This window comes from Acidovorax facilis (genome assembly GCF_050626955.1).
In the GTDB taxonomy this organism is placed as follows: Bacteria; Pseudomonadota; Gammaproteobacteria; order Burkholderiales; family Burkholderiaceae_C; genus Acidovorax; species Acidovorax facilis.
Genome location: NZ_CP192460.1, coordinates 2,773,000 through 2,789,939 on the forward strand (window position 1 = coordinate 2,773,000; position 16,940 = coordinate 2,789,939).

Consider the following 16,940-nt stretch of genomic DNA (forward strand, 5'->3'; position numbering starts at 1 on the left):
TCGTTTCGTATCTTTGCGGTAGCCTCGGAGAGACACGACCACCGCGCGGCCCAACACTCTCAAAGATGGCGCAAAGGTGGTGCTCCCAATCTCTTCATCAGAAAGCGCTTCATGTCAGGTGTTGTCTCAAGGATTCCGTTCCAACGCGTGGGCATTCTTGCTGCGTTGGTAGTCCCGCTGCTCAGCGCATGCGGCGGTGGCGGCTCTTCCGACCCCGTTACCCCCCCACCACCCGCGCCGCCCCCTCCTGCCCCCGCGACGGCCCTGTCGCTGCTGGCTGGCAACACCGACGGTGCGGGTAACCTGGATGGCGCAGCGCCGTCCACCGCGCGCCTCAGTGCCTACATCGGCGGGATGGCCGTGAACAGCACGGGCGAGGTCATCATCGTGGACAGTGGCAACAACCAGGTCCGCAAACTCAGCACCGACAGGACGCAGGTCACGACCTTGGCGGGTGGCGGCGATGCCGGGGTGTTCAACGTCCCGTCCAACCATGCCGACGGCTCCGGCACGGCCGCACGGTTCTACCGCCCCATGGGCGTTGCGGTCGACGCGGCCGGAAACACTTACGTGGCGGACACCGACAACCACCTGGTGCGCAAGATCAGCGCGGCCGGTGCAGTGACCACCCTCGCGGGCAAGCCCGGCGTCTGCGGCAACCAGGATGGCACAGGCAGCGCGGCAACGCTGTGCAGGCCTGCCAGCATTGCCGTAGACAAGGCTGGTAACGTGTATGTGGCGGAAGTCAGGGAGTCCACGACACACAGTTCAATTGCCAACCCGATCCGCAAGATCGCACCAACGGGTGAAGTGACCACGCTGACCAGCAAGGCCAGCCAGAACCCGACGCTGGTCTTCATCTCCGGCCCTGCCGTCGAGATCTACCGTCCGGTGCTTCTGGCCACCGACTCAGCCGGGGTACTCCACGCGGCAGATCCCAATGACCATGTGATCCGCCGATATGCGGCCGATGGCCAGCCCACCGTGGTGTCCGGCGTCGTAGCCGCCAACAACGAGGGCAATACGGATGGTGCCGCATCCGTGGCAAAGTTCAGCTACCTCAAGGCGATTGCATTCGACACAGCGAATCGCCTGTTCTTACTGGACTGGTACGGAACCCCGGCCATCCGCCAGATCGGCAGCGACGGCAGCGTGACCACCCTCGTTCGCGCCAATGCCTGCAACTTCGAAGGCGACGCGAGTGGGGCCGCGCCAGGCACCTTGTGCACGGCGGACCAGATGACAGTCACTCCCGACGGACGGTTCCTCGTCGCCGAAACCGGCATGACCCGCTCCGCTGCGGGCTTCAATACTTTCAGCTATGCCCAACTGCGCAGCTACACGCCCCAAGGCACCTCCACCGTGGTGGCCGGCATCCCCGCTGCCGCAGGTGCGGACGATGGACAGGGCAGCAGCGCGCGGTTCGCCACACCTGGCTCGATTGCGTTGAACCCTGCCGGCACGCTCTACGTGCGCGACGCGGGCAACCGCACCATCCGCACCGTGCAGGCCGACGGCCTCGTGCGCACCCTGGGCAAGCCAGGCGGCCATTGCGCTGCGATCACCGGCCTGGGCGAGGACGTGCTGTCCAACTCCACGGCCCCCTTGGCCACCGATGGCGCGGGCAACCTCTACACCATTGACGGTGCGCGCGTCCTTAAAACCGCCAACTGCCAAGCCGTGCTTCTGGCCGACCTGGCGCCATGGCTGGACAAGGTGCCAACGGCTTTCCTCGGTGTCGCATCCGGCATTGCCGCCGACACCGCCGGCAACGTGTACGTCGCCAGCCTGAAGGGCGCCATCTTCAAGATCGATACCAAGGGCGAAGTCACCCTGTTTGCCGGCAGCGTGGGCACGGTGGGCCATGTGGACGGACAAGGCGCGGCGGCGCAGTTCTCGGCGCTGGGTCAGATGACCACCGATGCGGCGGGCAACCTGTATGTGATCGACGGCCTGTTTTACGACACCAACAAGGTGGGGCCGACCGTTCGCAAGATCACGCCGTCCGGCGCGGTCACCACGCTGGCGGGCAGCCCCGCCGCGGCCCCTGGCTACGCGGATGGTCCTGCCGCTGCCGCCCGCTTCACCGTTCAGCAGTACGCAGGCTGGCCCGCGCAGACGGCCAGCCTCGCCGTGGACAACCGAGGCAACGTCTATGTCACCGATCCCTTCACCAGCGTGGTCCGCAAAATCGGCACCGATGGCCAGGTCAGTACTTCGGTGGGCCAGGCATGGAAATACGGTTTTGCTGCGGGCGACCTGCCGGGCATCATCAACCGCCCGACAGGTATCGCCGTGCGCGGCAGCATGATGTACCTCTCGGTGCCGAACGCCGTGGTACAGGTGCAGTTGCCGTAGTCAGCACCCGGTTGACCGTGGTGCGTGGCGCCCACGCTGGGCGTGCTGCGGCCACGGCACCCCCCTCATTCCTTTTACGTCACTGCTGCAGCATGCCAGCTGGCGGACGCGCCCATCCGTTCATCACTTTTACTGAGGTACACGCCCATGCCAAGTTCACCCATATCCAGCCGCCATCGGCTGTCCCGCACACTCTGGGCCTCACTGGCCGTGTCCGCGCTGGTGTCCTGCGGTGGAGGTTCGGGCGGTGACGCGCCGCCCCCGCCGCCTCCACCGCCGCCCGCCACGCCCTTGGCGCTGCTGGCCGGCACCACCGAGGGGCCGGGCACGCAGGAAGGCCTGGGCACGGCTGCCAAGCTCAGCACCGAGAGCGGCGGCATGGCACTGACACCCACCGGCGACGTACTGATTGCCGACCCGGGCAACCACACCATTCGCCGGCTCGCGCCTACCGGGCAGCTCAGCACCTGGGCGGGCGGTGGCCCCACCCGCAGCGACGCCAGCAGCGAAGGCCCACGCTACCTGGATGCCGCGGGCACCGCCGCCCGCTTCAATGTCCCCTTGGCCGTGGCAGTGGATGCGGCTGGCAACGCCTATGTGGCAGACGCCGGTAATCATCTGGTGCGCAAGATCGATGCCGCAGGCAACGTCACCACGCTGGCCGGCCAGGTGGGCGTGTGCGGCAATGCCGATGGCACGGGCACGGCGGCCACGCTGTGCAGCCCGACCAGCATTGCTGTGGACCGGGAGGGCAATGTGTATGTGTCCGAATGGGCGCCAACCTTGCAAGACTTCTCCCAGACGCCGACAGGCAATCCCATTCGCAAAATCACACCCGCAGGGGCAGTCACAACGGTCATCTTCAGGGCCAGCCAGAACGCCACCCCGGGCTTCGGGCGCAACAACCCTAGCCGCCTGTACCCCGTCAACCTAGCGACCGATTCCACAGGAGCCCTGTACGCTGCAGACCCCAACGACCACGTAGTGCGCAAGTACGCGCCCAACGGCCAGGCGACGGTGCTGTCGGGCACTGTGGCCCTCAATAACGCGGGTCACGTGGATGGAGCGGCTAGCGCGGCCAAATTTGGTGCGCTGCAGGCCATCGCGATAGACCGCTCCAACCGAGTTTTCGTTCTGGACCGGCATGAGGGCACCCCCGTACGCGAGATTGCGGCCGATGGCTCCGTGACCACCGTGCGACGCGCGGCAGACTGCAACTACGGCGCCGACGGCCTGCCGCCTGCCTTCTGCGCGGGCAAACGCTTGGCGGTGGACGCCGAAGGCCGCTTTCTCATCACGGAAAGCGGTCCCTCCGACACCTTTCAAACGTACGCGGTCATCTACCGCATGCCGCGCAATGGTGCGCCCGACCTGCAGGTAGGTACCGCCCCGTTGCCGGGACATGCCGACGGCCGCGGCAGCGCCGCGCGCTTTGACAGCCCCGGCGCGCTGGCGGTGGACAAGGCTGGCACGCTGTACGTGCGTGACCGCAACAACGCCGCACTGCGCACCGTCACGCCTGATGGCACGGTGGCCACGCTCGGCCGGGCCAAGAACCCGTGCGCGCAAGTCACCGGGCCGATCAACGACGTGGCCTACTGCGGATCGGCGCCGCTGTCCATCGACGGTGCCGGCAACATCTATTCGTATGACTTCAAGCGCATCCTGAAGACCAGCCCTGCCGGCAACGTCACGGTGCATGCCGACCTCACCGCCGCATTCGACGCGATACCGGGCTTCCTGCTCGAGGGGCTGACCGGCATGGTCGTCGACAGCGGCGGTACCGTGTATGCGGTGTCCCTGCGGAGCGTAATCTTCAAGATCACCCCGGCCGGCGCTGTCAGCGTGTTTGCGGGAAACCCCAACGCGCGCGGGCACGCCGACGGCCCGGCCGCCTCAGCGCAGTTCTCCGCCATGGGCCAGATGACCATGGACCCCGCCGGCAACCTGTATGTGGTGGACGGCCGCTACCACAACGCGACGGGTGTGGGCCCCACCGTCCGCAAGATCACACCCGCCGGGGTGGTGAGCACGATCGCGGGGCGCCCAGACCTGCAGCCGGGGCTCGTGGACGGCCCGGCGGCCTCGGCGCAGTTGACGGTCGACACGGGCGCGCCCATTTCGGACTCGCACGCCTGGCTGGCCGCCGATGCCAGCGGCAACATCTACGTGACCGATCCGCGCAACCGCGTGGTGCGCAAGATCGGAGCCGATGGCCAGGTGAGCACGCTGGTGGGCCAGCGTTGGAACAAGGGGTTCGCGGCCGGCCCACTGCCGGGCCTGATCGACGAACCCACGGGCATCGCCGTGAATGGCGCTACGCTGTACCTCTCCACGTCCAACGCCGTGGCGGCCGTCAAACTGCCCTGACCAAGGGGCTGCGGCCCCTGGCGCACCGAAGGGGCCAAGGTGCAAGGCCCTTTGGCGCCTTGCAGTCGGCATGGCGGGTGGGTGCTGCAAAAAAGCAGTTTCACGAATCAGTGTCGGCCCTGGCGCCCGTTGGTATTGCGTTGGCCGCTATAAAAAACAAAGCCCTTCAACACCTGATGGAATCCAGCAAGCTGCTGGATGCCTGACGGATTCAGGCCCGACAACGGTTCACGCCGACAGCGCCTGCTCGACCGCCAGTTTGGCTTCTTCCAGACTGCTGAAAAACCGTGTGGGCTGGGGCATGGCCTTGGGCAGATGGGGTGGCGCTGGCCACAGGCGCTCATCCATCCAGACCGCCGTCCAGCCGCCAATGTCCTTGCGCTTGATGGAGCAAAGTGCTTGCCCGTCCGCCATCGCTGTCCAGGTGGTCGGCGGGTTGTGGTCCCAGGTGACGTGTGTCATGGCGCCCTCTCGCGGTTGCTGGGCCATTGTAGGAAGCCTGCGCCGAATTGGGCAACGGCATTCACCCACCCCACCCCGGCGGCGGAATTGCGGAATCACGGAACGACAGCAGGCGCCCACATGGCGCCCGTGTTCGTCAGCCAGCGGCCATCGCGCGTCGTGCAGCTTGGGCCACGCTGGAAGCGTCTACGCCAAAAAAATGGCGCAGTGCAGCGCGCGTGTCGCTGCGTCCAAATCCGTCCGTGCCCAGGGTCACATACTTGCGGCCCTCGGGTACAAGCGCCCGCACCGTCTCGGGCACGGCGCGCACGTAGTCGGTGGCTGCAATCACGGGCCCGCGTGTTGGGGCCAGCTGCTGCGTCAGCCATGCGGATGCAGGCGCGGATTCGCCCGCCAGCCAACGCTGCTCGCACGCCACACCATCGCGCGCCAGCTCGCTCCAGCTGGTCACGCTGAGCACGGTCACATCCACGCCTTCTGCGGCCAGCAGTTCGGCGGCCTTGACCACCTCGGTCAGGATGGCGCCAGAGCCCATCAGGGTGACGGATTTGGATGAAATCGTGCTATCGCGCTTATCTATCAAGCGCGAGTAGCTCTTAAAAACATAGCAACCACGCAACACACCTTCTGCCGCACCGGCGGGCAGGTCGGGCTGGGCGTAGTTCTCGTTCATCAGTGTCACGTAGTAGAAAACGTCACGCTGCTCGGTCACCATCTCGCGCATGCCAGCATCGATGATCACGGCCATCTCGCCTGCGTAGGCTGGGTCGTAGGCCTTGCAGTTGGGGATGGTGGCTGCCACCAAGTGGCTCGATCCATCCTGGTGCTGCAGGCCCTCTCCGCCCAGCGTGGTACGGCCCGAGGTGGCGCCCAGCAAAAAGCCGCGCGCACGCTGGTCGGCCGCGGCCCAGATGGCATCGCCCACGCGCTGGAAGCCGAACATCGAGTAGTAGATGTAAAACGGCAGCATGGCCAGGCCGTGCACGCTGTAGCTGGTGGCCGCGGCCGTCCAACTGGCGATGGCGCCGGCTTCGCTGATGCCTTCTTCCAGAATCTGGCCGTCCAGCGCCTCGCGGTAGCTCAGCACCGAGCCGATGTCCTCGGGCGCGTAGCGTTGGCCCACGCTGCTGTAGATGCCGACCTGCTTGAAAAGATTGGCCATGCCAAAGGTGCGCGCCTCGTCGGCCACGATGGGTACGATGCGCGGGCCCAGCGTGGCGTCCTTGAGCAAGGTGCCCAGCATGCGCACGAAGGCCATGGTGGTGCTCATCTCCTTGCCATCGGCCTGTAGCGCGAACTGGGCGTAGCTTTCGATGGCAGGCACGGGCAGCGCGGCGCAGGTGGTCTCTCGGCGCGGCAGGTAGCCGCCCAGCGCGTCGCGGTGGCTGCGCAGGTAGCGCATCTCGGGGCTGTCCTCCGCAGGCTTGAAGAAGGCGAGGCTCGTGGCCTGTTCGTCGGACAGCGGCAGGTTGAAACGGTTGCGGAACTCGATCAGGTCGGTCTCGTCCAGCTTCTTCTGGCTGTGCGTGGTCATCTTGCCCTGGCCGGCCGTGCCCATGCCGTAGCCCTTTTTGGTGTGGGCCAGGATCACCGTGGGCTGGCCTTTGTGCGCGCTGGCAGCAGCGTAGGCAGCGTGGATCTTTACCAGGTCGTGCCCACCGCGCTTCAAGCGATCAATCTGCTCGTCCGTCATGCCCTGGGCCAGTGCCGCCAGCTCAGGGTTCTGGCCGAAGAAGTTGTCGCGGTTGAAGCGGCCGTCCTTGGCGGCGAAGGTCTGCATCTGGCCATCGACCGTGCCTTCAAGGGTGCGCACCAGCGCTCCGGTGAGGTCGCGGGCGAACAGGCCGTCCCAGTCGCTGCCCCACACGAGCTTGACCACGTTCCAGCCGGCGCCCGCAAACAGGCGCTCCAGCTCGTCGATGATGCGGCCGTTGCCGCGCACCGGGCCGTCCAGGCGCTGCAGGTTGCAGTTGACCACCCAGACCAGGTTGTCCAGGCCCTCGCGCGCGGCCAGGGTCAGGGCGCTCATGGATTCGGGCTCGTCCATCTCGCCGTCGCCAAACACGCCCCACACCTTGCGTTGGCCGCAGTCGAGCAGATTGCGGTGCGTGAGGTAGCGCATGAAGCGCGCGTGGTAGATGCTGCTGATGGGGCCGATGCCCATGGAGCCGGTGGGGAACTGCCAGAAGTCCGGCATCAGCCACGGATGCGGGTAACTCGAAAGGCCTTGTGCGCCCGCAGCCGGAGCGGTCAGCTCTTGGCGGTAGTGCATCAGATCTTTTTCGGACAAGCGCCCTTCGAGGAATGCGCGGGCATACACGCCCGGCGCGCTGTGGGGCTGGAAGAACACTAGGTCGCCCCGGTGCTGGCCTTCACCCACACCCTCACGTGCACGGAAGAAATGGTTAAAGCCGCTCTCGAACAAGTCGGCCGCGCTCGCATAACTGGCGATGTGGCCACCCAGTTCGCCATACGCCTGGTTCGCGCGCACCACCATGGCCAGCGCGTTCCAGCGCACGATGGAGGCCACGCGCTCCTCGATGGCCAAGTCGCCGGGGAACACGGGCTGGTCCTGTACCGCCACGGTGTTCACGTACGGCGTGTTCAGGTCGGGCTGCCAGCCAATCCGCTGTGCGCGCGCCACCCGCACCAGCTCCTGCAGCATGTGCCGCGCCCGCTCGGGACCTTCGGTGGCGACCAGGGCCAGAAAGGCGTCGCGCCATTCGGCGGTCTCCTGGGGGTCAGTGTCGGCCAGGGCATCCTGGGTATGGAGCAGATGGGAAGGCAAGGGGGCGTTCATAGGAGCACACTCTAGAAGGATTTGCAAAAAATGTGATGCCGAATCGCGAAAATTAGCCATCCATAGCAGCACAATATTCCACCAACAACCAATATTGCAGCATATGAAGCTTGACACCACCGATCTGCGCATACTGGCCGAACTGCAGGCCGATGGCTCGCTCTCCAACGTGGAGCTGGCCCGGCGTGTGCATCTCTCGCCGTCTCCCTGCCTGGCACGCGTGAAGGCACTGGAGACCGAGGGTGTCATCGCCCGTTATGTAGCGCTGGCCAACGCCGCCGCACTGGGGCTGGGACTGAACGTGTTCATCAGCATCAGCCTGAAAAGCCAGAGCAAGGAAGCGCTGGCCGACTTTGAACAACGCATTGCCGAGCACGATGAGGTGATGGAGTGCTACCTGATGAGCGGCGACTCGGACTACCTCATCCGCGTGGCACTGCCCGACATTGCGGCGCTGGAGCGCTTCATCGTCGAACAGCTTTCCCCCATTCCAGGGCTGGAGAAGATCCGCTCCAGCTTCGCGCTCAAGCAGGTGCGTTACAAGACGGCGCTGCCGCTGCCGCAGTCTTCCCCGTAGTGGGCTCGGCCTTGAAATCCAGCGCCTGCACCAGGTCCAGTGCCTGGCCAATATCGGCCAGCAGGTCCTCCAGGTCCTCCAGGCCGACCGACAGGCGCACCAGCCCTTCGGCAATGCCGTGGGCGGCACGCTGCTCGGGCGTGTAGGTGGAATGCGTCATGCTGGCCGGGTGCTGAGCCAGCGTCTCGGCATCGCCAAGGCTCACGGCGCGGGTGACGAGCTGCAACGCGTCCATGAAGCGCACGCCCGCCTGCAGGCCACCACGCAGCTCAAAAGCGATCATCCCGCCCATCTGGCGCATCTGCTGCTTTGCCAGCGCGTGCTGGGCAAAGCTGGGCAAGCCGGGGTAGTGCACGGCCGCCGCAGCCGGGTGGGCGGCGATGAACTCGGCCACTTTCTGAGCGCTCTGGCAGTGGCGGTCCATGCGCAGCGCCAGCGTCTTGAGGCCGCGCATCACAAGATGCGCGTCCTGCGCCGACATCACAGCACCCGTCATGTCTTTGAGACCATACAAGCGCACGCGCTGGGCCAGTTCGGCATCGGCAAACACGGCCGCGCCTGCGGTCAGGTCACCATGGCCGCCGAGGTACTTCGTCATGGAATGCACGCTCACATCGGCACCCAGCAGCAGGGGCTGCTGCAGGTAAGGCGTGCAGTAGGTGTTGTCCACCACCACCTTGGCGCCCTGGGCGTGGACCAGGGCCGAAACGGCGGCAATGTCCACCAGCCGCATGTTGGGGTTGGCCGGGGTTTCCAGGTAGACCACGCGGGTCTTCTGGCTCAGCGCGGCGGCCACGTGGGCCGGGTCGGTCATGTCCACATGGCGCACGCTCACGCCAAAGCGGCCCAGCCCGTGGTGCAAAAACGAGAAGGTGCAGCCATACAGCGTAAGGTCGGCCAGGATTTCATCGCCCGGCTCCAGCATGGACCACAGCGTGGCCGTTATGGCCCCCATGCCCGAGCCGAACACCACGGCGCCTGCGCCCTGCTCCAGGCTGGCCAGGCGCCCCTCCAGCAGCGCCAGCGTGGGGTTGGCGATGCGGGTGTAGAAGTAGCCGGGCTCCTCGCCTGCAAAGCAGCGCGCGCCATAGGCCACATCGGGGAAGGCAAAAGTGGCCGAGGTGTGGATGGGCGGCACCAGTGCGCCTTGGTGGTCGGCCGGGTTGTAACCGTGGTGGATGGCGCGGGTGCTGAAGCCGGTGGCGGATGTGCGGGTCATGGTGGTCTCCTTGGAATAGGGAGATTCTTCAACCCATCAACGGGTAAGTTCTCGCCTTATTTACCCTTCATACGATCAAAGAAGGCAAAATTTGCCTCAAATTACCCAATTAGCAGGACACACTGCCATGCACCCTCATCCACTCGACCCCGTGGACCGCACGATCCTCAATGCCCTGCAACGCGATGGTCGCGCCACCGTGGGCGATCTGGCCGAAGCGGTTTCGCTGTCCACCTCCCCGTGCTGGAGGCGCGTGCGCGCGCTGGAGGATGCGGGCGTGATTGCGGGCTACCACGCCCATCTGCACCGCCAGCGTGTGGGCTGGGGCGTACTGGGCTTTGTGCAGCTGGCGCTGCACGACCACACGGCTGACACCACATCGGCCCTGGAGCGCGAGGTCATGGCGATGCCCCAGGTGTTGTCGTGCCACAACCTTTCGGGCCGCTACGACTACCAGCTGGAGGTGGTGGCGGCCGACCTCGCATCGTTTGCCGACTATGTGCGCACCCATGTGCGCAGCCTGCCAGGCGTGCGTGAGATTTCCACGAGCTTCTCGCTCAAGGAGGTCAAGCGCACCATGGCACTGCCGCTGTAGCCGACGCGCAGCAGCCCCTCACATCCTTCACCGCTGGGGGAGCTGCAACTCGCTGGTTGCCACGCGCTTGCGCAGATCACGGACCAGCGCTTTCGCGCGCGCCTGGTTCGCAGGCCCCATGCGCACCAGAATCTTCTGCCCGCTGGTGAGCGATTCGAGTGCCGGGTCCACAAACTCATAGCGCACCCACGGGCGCAGGTTGGGCACATCGGTGTTGACGGGCGTGAGCTTCACGCGCAGCGGGCTTTTGGGTTCGGGTGCCAGCAGCAAGTGGTCCAGCACGGCCACCAGGCGGTCGTTGAAGTAGCGCTTGGGGTAGCCCAGCTCTTCATACGCCTGCTGGAACAGCGGGTACAGCCGCGCATACAAGGCCACGGCGGGCTCCAAGGGCACGGCTTCGGCAAAAGTCAAAAAGGCGCTGTAGCGGGCGGCATTGGTGGTGGCAATCGTGGTGGGTGCATCGCCCTCGCCATCCACCACAAAGCGCTGCGGCATGGGCTGTACCGGCCACATGCGCGACGGGGCCTGGGCGCGGCCCAGGTTGTCTACCGTGGCCACCACGCGGCGGACAAAACCTTCGGTCAACAAGAACGACGCGACCTTGTCGCTACCCAGCAATTCGGCCAGCAGCTCCGCCACTCGCTTGTCGGATTCAGCCAATACGGGCAAGGCGGTATCTGCCGGGGCCAGCGCATCCACAGGGTTCTGGGGACCCGATGCCTCGGGCATGGGCGGTGGGGCCACGGGCGCTTCGGGTGCGCTGGCCACGGGGGGCGGCGCACCCGGGGCCTCCACCGGGCGCAGCCAGAACCACCAGGCGGCTCCGGCGCCGACCGCACAGGCCAGCACGGCGGCAATGATCCACGGTGTGGAGGATGCGCGCGGTGGCACGGGGCGGAACTCGGCGGTTTCGTTTTCAGGCATCGGATCTCCTTCAAGACGGGAACAACCCTTGTCCGAGCGGCTGCGGCGCAGGGCGTTCCCTATCAATCCCCCCTGGGGATCTGTTTGATTGGAAACCTGCTGGATGAGGCGCCGGTAACGCGATGTAGACCGCGCCCCGGAAGCCCGCGACTAAAACGCCGTTGGCGTTGTCGACAATGACTCCAGCCACGCCACCGTGGCCGCCAGCTCAGAAGGTCGGATCTCGTGCGCGCTGGGGAACTCGTGGTACGTCACCGTCACCGGCAGCGGCGCCATGTGGTGCGCAATGGCCTGCGCATGGGCCAGCGGGATCACGTTGTCGTGCGTACCGTGGCTCAGCCACAGCCGTTTGCCCCGCAGCGCGTCGGCAGGTGCACTCAAAGGCACCACCTGCTGCAGCAGCCGGCTGTGCCACACCAGCGCGGCCTGCATCAGCGCGGGCCGGGTCAGCAGCAGCGACAGCGCCATGATGCCGCCCTGGCTGAAGCCGCCCACCACCACGCGCTCGGGCGGAATGCCCAGTTGCTCGGCGGCAGACTCGACCGCCTGGGCCACCAGGGCTCGGCTTTGCGCCTCTTGCTCTTCGTTGATGGTGCGCTCGCCACCGGGCTCGATGGAAAAATCAAACCACGCGTGCGCGCCCGGCCCCATGCGAAACGGCGCGCGCAGGCTCAGCACATGAAACCGCTCGGGGATCTGCGGCGCCAGGCTGAACAGGTCCTGCTCGTTGCTGCCCACGCCGTGCATCAGCACCAGCAGCCAGGGGCGGGGGGTGGTGGAAGCAGCGGGGCGCTGCAAAAATGTGAGCGGTAGATTGAGCATAGACAAGCGCCAGCGGCGTTTTTAGCTAAAAAACTTACTTAACCCGCCCGTCCTGCGACAGGCTCCAGGGCAAAAGCATCCATCGACAGCATGCTGTACATCACCTCGCGGCTCAAGTAGTTTGCGTGCAGATCGTCGCCCGCCGCGCCCAGCGCGAAGAAGATGGGCAAGAAATGGTCTTCGGTCGGGTGGGCGCGGCAGGCATGGGGGGCCTGGGTACGGTAGTTGAGCAGCGCGGCCATGTCGCCACGGGCCAGCGCATCCTCGATCCAGCGGCTGAACTCCAGCACATAGGGCGCGGGCGCACGCTCGCCGCCAAAGAATTCGGCCAGGTTGTGCGTCATGCTGCCGGACCCCACCACCAGCACGCTCTGGCTGCGCAGGCCGCGTAGCGCGGCACCCAGTGCATACACATCGGCCGGGCCTGCGCCCACGGGCAGAGCCACCTGCACCACGGGCACGTCGGCCTGCGGGAACAAATGCATCAGCGGGACCCAGGCACCATGGTCGAACGGGCGCGCGGCATCGCCCTGTGCGGCCACACCAGCGGCCTGCAGCAGGCCCAGCACCTCTTGCGCCAGCGCAGGCGAGCCGGATGCGGGGTATTGCAACTGGTACAGCGCGGGCGGGAAACCGCCAAAGTCGTGCCACGTGGCGGGCTGCGGGCCGGTCATGACCTGGGCAGAACGCGCCATCCAGTGCGGCGACATGATGACCACGCCCCGCAGGCCAGGGTACTGCGCCTTGAGGTTTTCACCCCACTGCGTGAGCGCGGGGCCGGTGGTGCCAGCATCGATCGCAAACAGCGGCGCGCCGTGCGATACGAACAAGGCGGGAACCACAGCGGGAGCAGTGAGGGGGGCTTGGGCAAAGGCAGTCATGGCAATTCCATCCGTGAATGCAATGAATGTAGGACTGATAGCACCTGGTACCAAGCCCTGCTGGCCGGACAGATTGTTCTACAGATGATGCCAATGCGCCATCGACGATGGCCGTGGAGATACCCACCACACAGGGAGCCCCGGTTCAAGACCCGTCGCGCACCCTGCCCCGCAGTGCCTTGGTCTCGCTGCGCTGGGTCTTGCCCTCCAGACGCCGCTGTTTCGACCCGTAGGTGGGTTTGGTGGCGCGGCGCACCCGGGGCGGCACGGCCACAGTGTTGATCAGCGCGTTCAGCCGCGCGAGCGCATCGGTGCGGTTTTGCTCCTGGCTGCGGTACTGCTGGGCCTTGATGACCACCACACCCTCTTGCGTGATGCGCGTGTCGCGCAGGGCCAGCAGGCGCTCTTTGACGTCCTCGGGCAGCGACGATGCTGCCACGTCAAAGCGCAGGTGGACGGCGCTCGATACCTTGTTGACGTTCTGCCCACCCGCGCCCTGGGCGCGCATGGCGGTGATCTCCACCTCGTCCTCAGACACCTGCAGGGGCAATGGGGGATTCATTTATCTATCTACCCCCTTGCCTGTGCGGCGTCAGGCCGCAGGCTGCTGGGCCAGCAACTGGGCCAGGCCGTCAATCGCCAGTCCATAGCCCAGCACGCCAAAGCCGCACATCACCGCCTTGGCGGCTGCCGCCATGTACGAATGGTGGCGGAACGCCTCGCGCGCATGTACATTGCTGATATGCAGCTCAATCAGCGTGATGCCCGTGCCCTTGGTGGCATCGTGCAACGCAATGCTGGTGTGGGTGTAGGCCCCGGCGTTGATGACCACGCCTGCCAGCTCGCCCGCTGCGTGCAGGCGGCCTGCCTCGTGAATCCAGTCCACCAGCGCGCCTTCGTGGTTGCTTTGGTGAAAGCGCAGCGCAAAACCATGGCGCTCGCACGCGTCGGCGCACAGCTTTTCGACATCGGCCAGCGTGGCCGCGCCATACACAGCGGGCTCGCGCGTGCCCAGCAGGTTCAGGTTGGGGCCATTCAGGACAAAAACGGTTTTTTTCTTCACAGACATGCGGCACTCCGGGGGCGTTGCGCCTGCCACGCTGGCAGGCCAGAGTGCGCGATTATGCGGCGCCCTATGCCCAACCCGTAGCGCACGCGCCCAAAGAAAAACGGCCCCGAAGGGCCGCTGTAAAAGGCAGCCTGTGCAAAGACGCTGCCTGTGAGCGACTGGCGCCCAAGAGGTTGGTTACACAACGCGGCAACCCGGTCAGGCTGCCAGCGGATCAGACTAGGGATCAACGATCCCAGCGGCCGTGGCCATACCCATGGCCATATCCGTGGTGGCGGTGGTGCCGATGGTGGCGGTAGCCGCGATCACCGTAGTACACGACCGGGGGCGGTGCGTAATACGCAGGGGGAGGCGCGTAGTACACGGGCCGAGGGGGTGCGTAGTAAACGGGCGGGGGCGGCGCCACATACACCGGGGCGGGGGCGTAGTAGCCATTGCTGGCCCCCACCACCACGCCAGGCACGCCAATGCCAACCGACCAATTTACGTCGCGGGCCTGGGCTGCGCCCGTGCCGGCCAGCAATGCCAGCGCCACGCCAGCCGAAGCGGCCATGGCATAGATAGAACGGGTTTTCGTCATGGAAATCTCCTGTTTGAGCGAGGGCAGCCAGCCAAATGGACTCACCTCACCGGTACATAACGCACCAAGTAGGCAAAAGGATGGCACAAAATCGTCTTTACGTTGTGTCTGGACGTATACGCGCCTGTTTCTATGCGTAAACCATCACGAAACCGGCGCCTAAAATGGCTGTATGAGCACCCCCTCCCCCGCCAATACCGCCGCCACTGCCACTTCTGCGGCCCCTGAAACCGTCAAGCCCAGCAACTTTTTGCGCCAGATCATCGAGCATGACCTGGAAAAAGGCACCTACACAACCCGCCGCTGGGCGGGCACCCCCGGCGACGCCGCCCACCACGCCCAGGGCGAGCCCGACCCCGCCAAGATCCGCACCCGCTTCCCGCCCGAGCCCAACGGCTACCTGCACGTGGGCCATGCCAAGAGCATCTGCATCAACTTTGGCTTGGCGCGCGACTACGGCGGCATCTGCCACCTGCGCTTTGACGACACCAACCCCGAAAAAGAAGACACCGAATACGTCAACAGCATCATCGACGCGGTGAAATGGCTGGGCTTTGACTGGAACGGCGCACCCGACGCAGCCCCCTACCAGGCCAGCGACTACTTCGACTTCATGTACCGCGCCGCCGAGTACCTGATCGAAGCCGGCCACGCCTACGTGGACGAACAGACGGTGGAGCAGATCCGCATCAACCGGGGCGACTTCAGCAAGCCCGGCGTGGACAGCCCCTTCCGCAGCCGCACCCCGGCCGAAAACCTGGCCAAGTTCCGCGAAATGCGCGACGGCCAGCACGAAGATGGCTCCATGGTGCTGCGCGCCAAGATCGACATGGCCAGCCCCAACATCAACATGCGCGACCCGGCCATCTACCGCATCCGCCGCGCCACCCACCACAACACAGGCGACACCTGGTGCATCTACCCCATGTACACCTACGCGCACCCCATCGAGGACGCGCTGGAGCAGATCACCCATAGCCTGTGCACGCTGGAATTTGAAGACCAGCGCCCCTTCTACGACTGGCTGCTGGAGCGCTTGACCGAAGGTGGCCTGCTGGCCAGCCCGCCCCCCCGTCAGTACGAATTTGCGCGCCTGAACCTCACCTACGTCATCACCAGCAAACGCAAGCTCGCCCAGCTGGTGTACGACCATAAAGTGAGTGGCTGGGACGACCCTCGCATGCCCACCATCGTCGGCCTTCGCCGCCGCGGCTACACGCCCGCATCCATCCAGACCTTTGCCGAACGCATCGGCGTGACCAAGTCCGACAGCTGGATCGACTACAGCACCCTGGAAGGCTGCCTGCGCGAAGACCTGGAGCTGAAGGCCCACCGTGGCATGGCCGTGCTCAACCCCGTCAAGCTGGTGCTGACCAACTGGGACGACGTGATGGGCGCAGGCCACCTGGAGCCCTGCAGCCTGCCCGCCCTGCCCCACCCACCCGAAGGCGTGGAAAGCCCCGTGCGCCACTTCACCATCGGCAAAGAAGTCTGGATCGAGCGCGAAGACTTTGAAGAAGTGCCCCCCAAAGGCTACAAGCGACTCTTCCCCGGCAACAAGGTGCGCCTGAAGGGCGGCTACGTCATCGAATGCACCGGCTGCACCAAGGATGCTGACGGAGTCATCACCGAAGTGCTGGCCACCGTGGTGCCCGACACCAAGAGCGGCACCCCCGGCGCCGACAGCGTGAAGGTGAAAGCCGCCATCACCTGGGTGGGCGTGGCCGACGGCGTAAATGCCGAAGTGCGCATGTACGACCGCCTGTTCCTGGACGCCCACCCCGACGCGGGCGGCAAAGACTTCATCGAAAGCCTGAACCCGAACAGCCTGAAGGTGGTGACAGCCATCGTGGAGCCGTCACTGGCCAATGCCAAGCCAGATGACAAGTTTCAGTTTGAGCGGCACGGGTACTTTGTGGCGGATCGTATTGACCACAAGGAAGGGAAGCCGGTGTTTAACTTGGCGGTGGGGTTGAAGGATTCGTGGGGGAAGTGATTACCTCCTGATTGGAAAGAAGGCCAGCAAATTTCCATATTTGCTGGCCGTTTTCTTTTGGACTGATGACAGCTTTCGATGCGAAACGGCCTGTCACAGTGCAATATGGATCCGTCATTTGCTGCCGTTTAGTCAAAGTCCCCGCCTTCAGATGAGAATTTTCTGCGTCGAACACTTCGCATCTCAAGGGGTAGGACATCAGCTACCCAGTAGCTTGGTGTGAAAACACAGTCTGCGACTTTGGGCGGAATGGCGAATGATGCTGCTGTGCGAGCTGCAGCTTGAAA

Annotated in this window: 14 protein-coding genes; 5 read left to right on the forward strand and 9 right to left on the reverse strand. The window is 65.3% G+C overall.

The window, feature by feature from the left end; all coding sequences use genetic code 11:
* Positions 1-111: 111 nt before the first annotated feature.
* Both ACQ4MJ_RS12680 and ACQ4MJ_RS12685 read left to right on the forward strand, forming a co-directional pair.
* Positions 112-2,358: a hypothetical protein gene (locus tag ACQ4MJ_RS12680; RefSeq protein WP_431152446.1), complete on the forward strand. Its 2,247-nt coding sequence runs from the start codon at positions 112-114 to the stop codon at positions 2,356-2,358.
* A 147-nt stretch (positions 2,359-2,505) separates the two neighbouring features.
* Positions 2,506-4,728, forward strand: a complete 2,223-nt coding sequence (locus ACQ4MJ_RS12685) for a hypothetical protein (protein ID WP_431152445.1) — start codon at positions 2,506-2,508, stop codon at positions 4,726-4,728.
* 228 nt (positions 4,729-4,956) lie between these two features.
* Here ACQ4MJ_RS12685 and ACQ4MJ_RS12690 read toward each other — a convergent pair whose 3' ends face one another.
* Both ACQ4MJ_RS12690 and mdeB read right to left on the reverse strand, forming a co-directional pair.
* Complete coding sequence (locus ACQ4MJ_RS12690; RefSeq protein ID WP_121419532.1) at positions 4,957-5,190, reverse strand: hypothetical protein; 234 nt, start codon at positions 5,188-5,190, stop codon at positions 4,957-4,959.
* A gap of 136 nt (positions 5,191-5,326) precedes the next feature.
* On the reverse strand, positions 5,327-7,990 hold the full coding sequence (gene mdeB / locus ACQ4MJ_RS12695; protein ID WP_431152444.1) for an alpha-ketoglutarate dehydrogenase: 2,664 nt from the start codon (positions 7,988-7,990) through the stop codon (positions 5,327-5,329).
* A gap of 103 nt (positions 7,991-8,093) precedes the next feature.
* Here mdeB and ACQ4MJ_RS12700 point away from each other — a divergent pair, with 103 nt between their 5' ends.
* A complete protein-coding gene (locus tag ACQ4MJ_RS12700; RefSeq protein ID WP_055393562.1) occupies positions 8,094-8,567 on the forward strand; it encodes an Lrp/AsnC family transcriptional regulator in 474 nt (157 codons plus the stop codon).
* Here the strand turns inward: ACQ4MJ_RS12700 and ACQ4MJ_RS12705 are convergent.
* Positions 8,515-9,786 (reverse strand): methionine gamma-lyase, encoded by a 1,272-nt coding sequence (locus tag ACQ4MJ_RS12705; RefSeq protein WP_431152443.1) that lies wholly within the window; start codon positions 9,784-9,786, stop codon positions 8,515-8,517. The genes ACQ4MJ_RS12700 and ACQ4MJ_RS12705 overlap by 53 nt on opposite strands.
* Before the next feature lie 127 nt (positions 9,787-9,913).
* Between ACQ4MJ_RS12705 and ACQ4MJ_RS12710 the strand changes: the two genes are divergently transcribed.
* Positions 9,914-10,381, forward strand: coding sequence for an Lrp/AsnC family transcriptional regulator (locus ACQ4MJ_RS12710; RefSeq protein WP_008903283.1), 468 nt, complete (start codon positions 9,914-9,916; stop codon positions 10,379-10,381).
* A gap of 27 nt (positions 10,382-10,408) precedes the next feature.
* Here ACQ4MJ_RS12710 and ACQ4MJ_RS12715 read toward each other — a convergent pair whose 3' ends face one another.
* The 6 genes from ACQ4MJ_RS12715 to ACQ4MJ_RS12740 form a co-directional block, all read right to left on the reverse strand.
* Complete coding sequence (locus tag ACQ4MJ_RS12715) at positions 10,409-11,305, reverse strand: DUF3014 domain-containing protein (protein WP_431152442.1); 897 nt, start codon at positions 11,303-11,305, stop codon at positions 10,409-10,411.
* A gap of 150 nt (positions 11,306-11,455) precedes the next feature.
* Entirely contained in the window at positions 11,456-12,127 is a 672-nt protein-coding gene (locus tag ACQ4MJ_RS12720) for an alpha/beta hydrolase (protein WP_306552971.1), read from the reverse strand.
* 38 nt (positions 12,128-12,165) lie between these two features.
* On the reverse strand, positions 12,166-13,008 hold the full coding sequence (locus ACQ4MJ_RS12725) for a DODA-type extradiol aromatic ring-opening family dioxygenase (RefSeq protein ID WP_431152441.1): 843 nt from the start codon (positions 13,006-13,008) through the stop codon (positions 12,166-12,168).
* 145 nt (positions 13,009-13,153) lie between these two features.
* On the reverse strand, positions 13,154-13,570 hold the full coding sequence (gene arfB, locus ACQ4MJ_RS12730; RefSeq protein WP_431152440.1) for an alternative ribosome rescue aminoacyl-tRNA hydrolase ArfB: 417 nt from the start codon (positions 13,568-13,570) through the stop codon (positions 13,154-13,156).
* Positions 13,571-13,600: 30 nt separating this feature from the next.
* On the reverse strand, positions 13,601-14,077 hold the full coding sequence (aroQ, locus tag ACQ4MJ_RS12735; protein ID WP_010460374.1) for a type II 3-dehydroquinate dehydratase: 477 nt from the start codon (positions 14,075-14,077) through the stop codon (positions 13,601-13,603).
* 226 nt (positions 14,078-14,303) lie between these two features.
* Complete coding sequence (locus ACQ4MJ_RS12740) at positions 14,304-14,657, reverse strand: hypothetical protein (RefSeq protein ID WP_055393575.1); 354 nt, start codon at positions 14,655-14,657, stop codon at positions 14,304-14,306.
* 172 nt (positions 14,658-14,829) lie between these two features.
* On the opposite strand from ACQ4MJ_RS12740, the gene ACQ4MJ_RS12745 reads away from it, so the two are divergent.
* Positions 14,830-16,653 carry a glutamine--tRNA ligase/YqeY domain fusion protein gene (locus ACQ4MJ_RS12745; protein WP_431152439.1) on the forward strand — a complete coding sequence of 608 codons (1,824 nt, stop codon included), beginning with the start codon at positions 14,830-14,832 and terminating at the stop codon, positions 16,651-16,653.
* The last annotated feature ends 287 nt before the right edge of the window (positions 16,654-16,940 follow it).

Coding starts and splice junctions, on each gene's coding strand:
- ACQ4MJ_RS12740 (WP_055393575.1), bottom strand. CDS start 14,657: ATGACGAAAACCCGTTCTATCTATGCCATGGCCGCTTCGGCTGGCGTG.
- arfB (WP_431152440.1), bottom strand. CDS start 13,570: ATGAATCCCCCATTGCCCCTGCAGGTGTCTGAGGACGAGGTGGAGATC.
- ACQ4MJ_RS12720 (WP_306552971.1), bottom strand. CDS start 12,127: ATGCTCAATCTACCGCTCACATTTTTGCAGCGCCCCGCTGCTTCCACC.
- ACQ4MJ_RS12705 (WP_431152443.1), bottom strand. CDS start 9,786: ATGACCCGCACATCCGCCACCGGCTTCAGCACCCGCGCCATCCACCAC.
- ACQ4MJ_RS12680 (WP_431152446.1), top strand. CDS start 112: ATGTCAGGTGTTGTCTCAAGGATTCCGTTCCAACGCGTGGGCATTCTT.
- aroQ (WP_010460374.1), bottom strand. CDS start 14,077: ATGTCTGTGAAGAAAAAAACCGTTTTTGTCCTGAATGGCCCCAACCTG.
- ACQ4MJ_RS12725 (WP_431152441.1), bottom strand. CDS start 13,008: ATGACTGCCTTTGCCCAAGCCCCCCTCACTGCTCCCGCTGTGGTTCCC.
- ACQ4MJ_RS12715 (WP_431152442.1), bottom strand. CDS start 11,305: ATGCCTGAAAACGAAACCGCCGAGTTCCGCCCCGTGCCACCGCGCGCA.
- ACQ4MJ_RS12685 (WP_431152445.1), top strand. CDS start 2,506: ATGCCAAGTTCACCCATATCCAGCCGCCATCGGCTGTCCCGCACACTC.
- ACQ4MJ_RS12745 (WP_431152439.1), top strand. CDS start 14,830: ATGAGCACCCCCTCCCCCGCCAATACCGCCGCCACTGCCACTTCTGCG.
- ACQ4MJ_RS12710 (WP_008903283.1), top strand. CDS start 9,914: ATGCACCCTCATCCACTCGACCCCGTGGACCGCACGATCCTCAATGCC.
- mdeB (WP_431152444.1), bottom strand. CDS start 7,990: ATGAACGCCCCCTTGCCTTCCCATCTGCTCCATACCCAGGATGCCCTG.
- ACQ4MJ_RS12690 (WP_121419532.1), bottom strand. CDS start 5,190: ATGACACACGTCACCTGGGACCACAACCCGCCGACCACCTGGACAGCG.
- ACQ4MJ_RS12700 (WP_055393562.1), top strand. CDS start 8,094: ATGAAGCTTGACACCACCGATCTGCGCATACTGGCCGAACTGCAGGCC.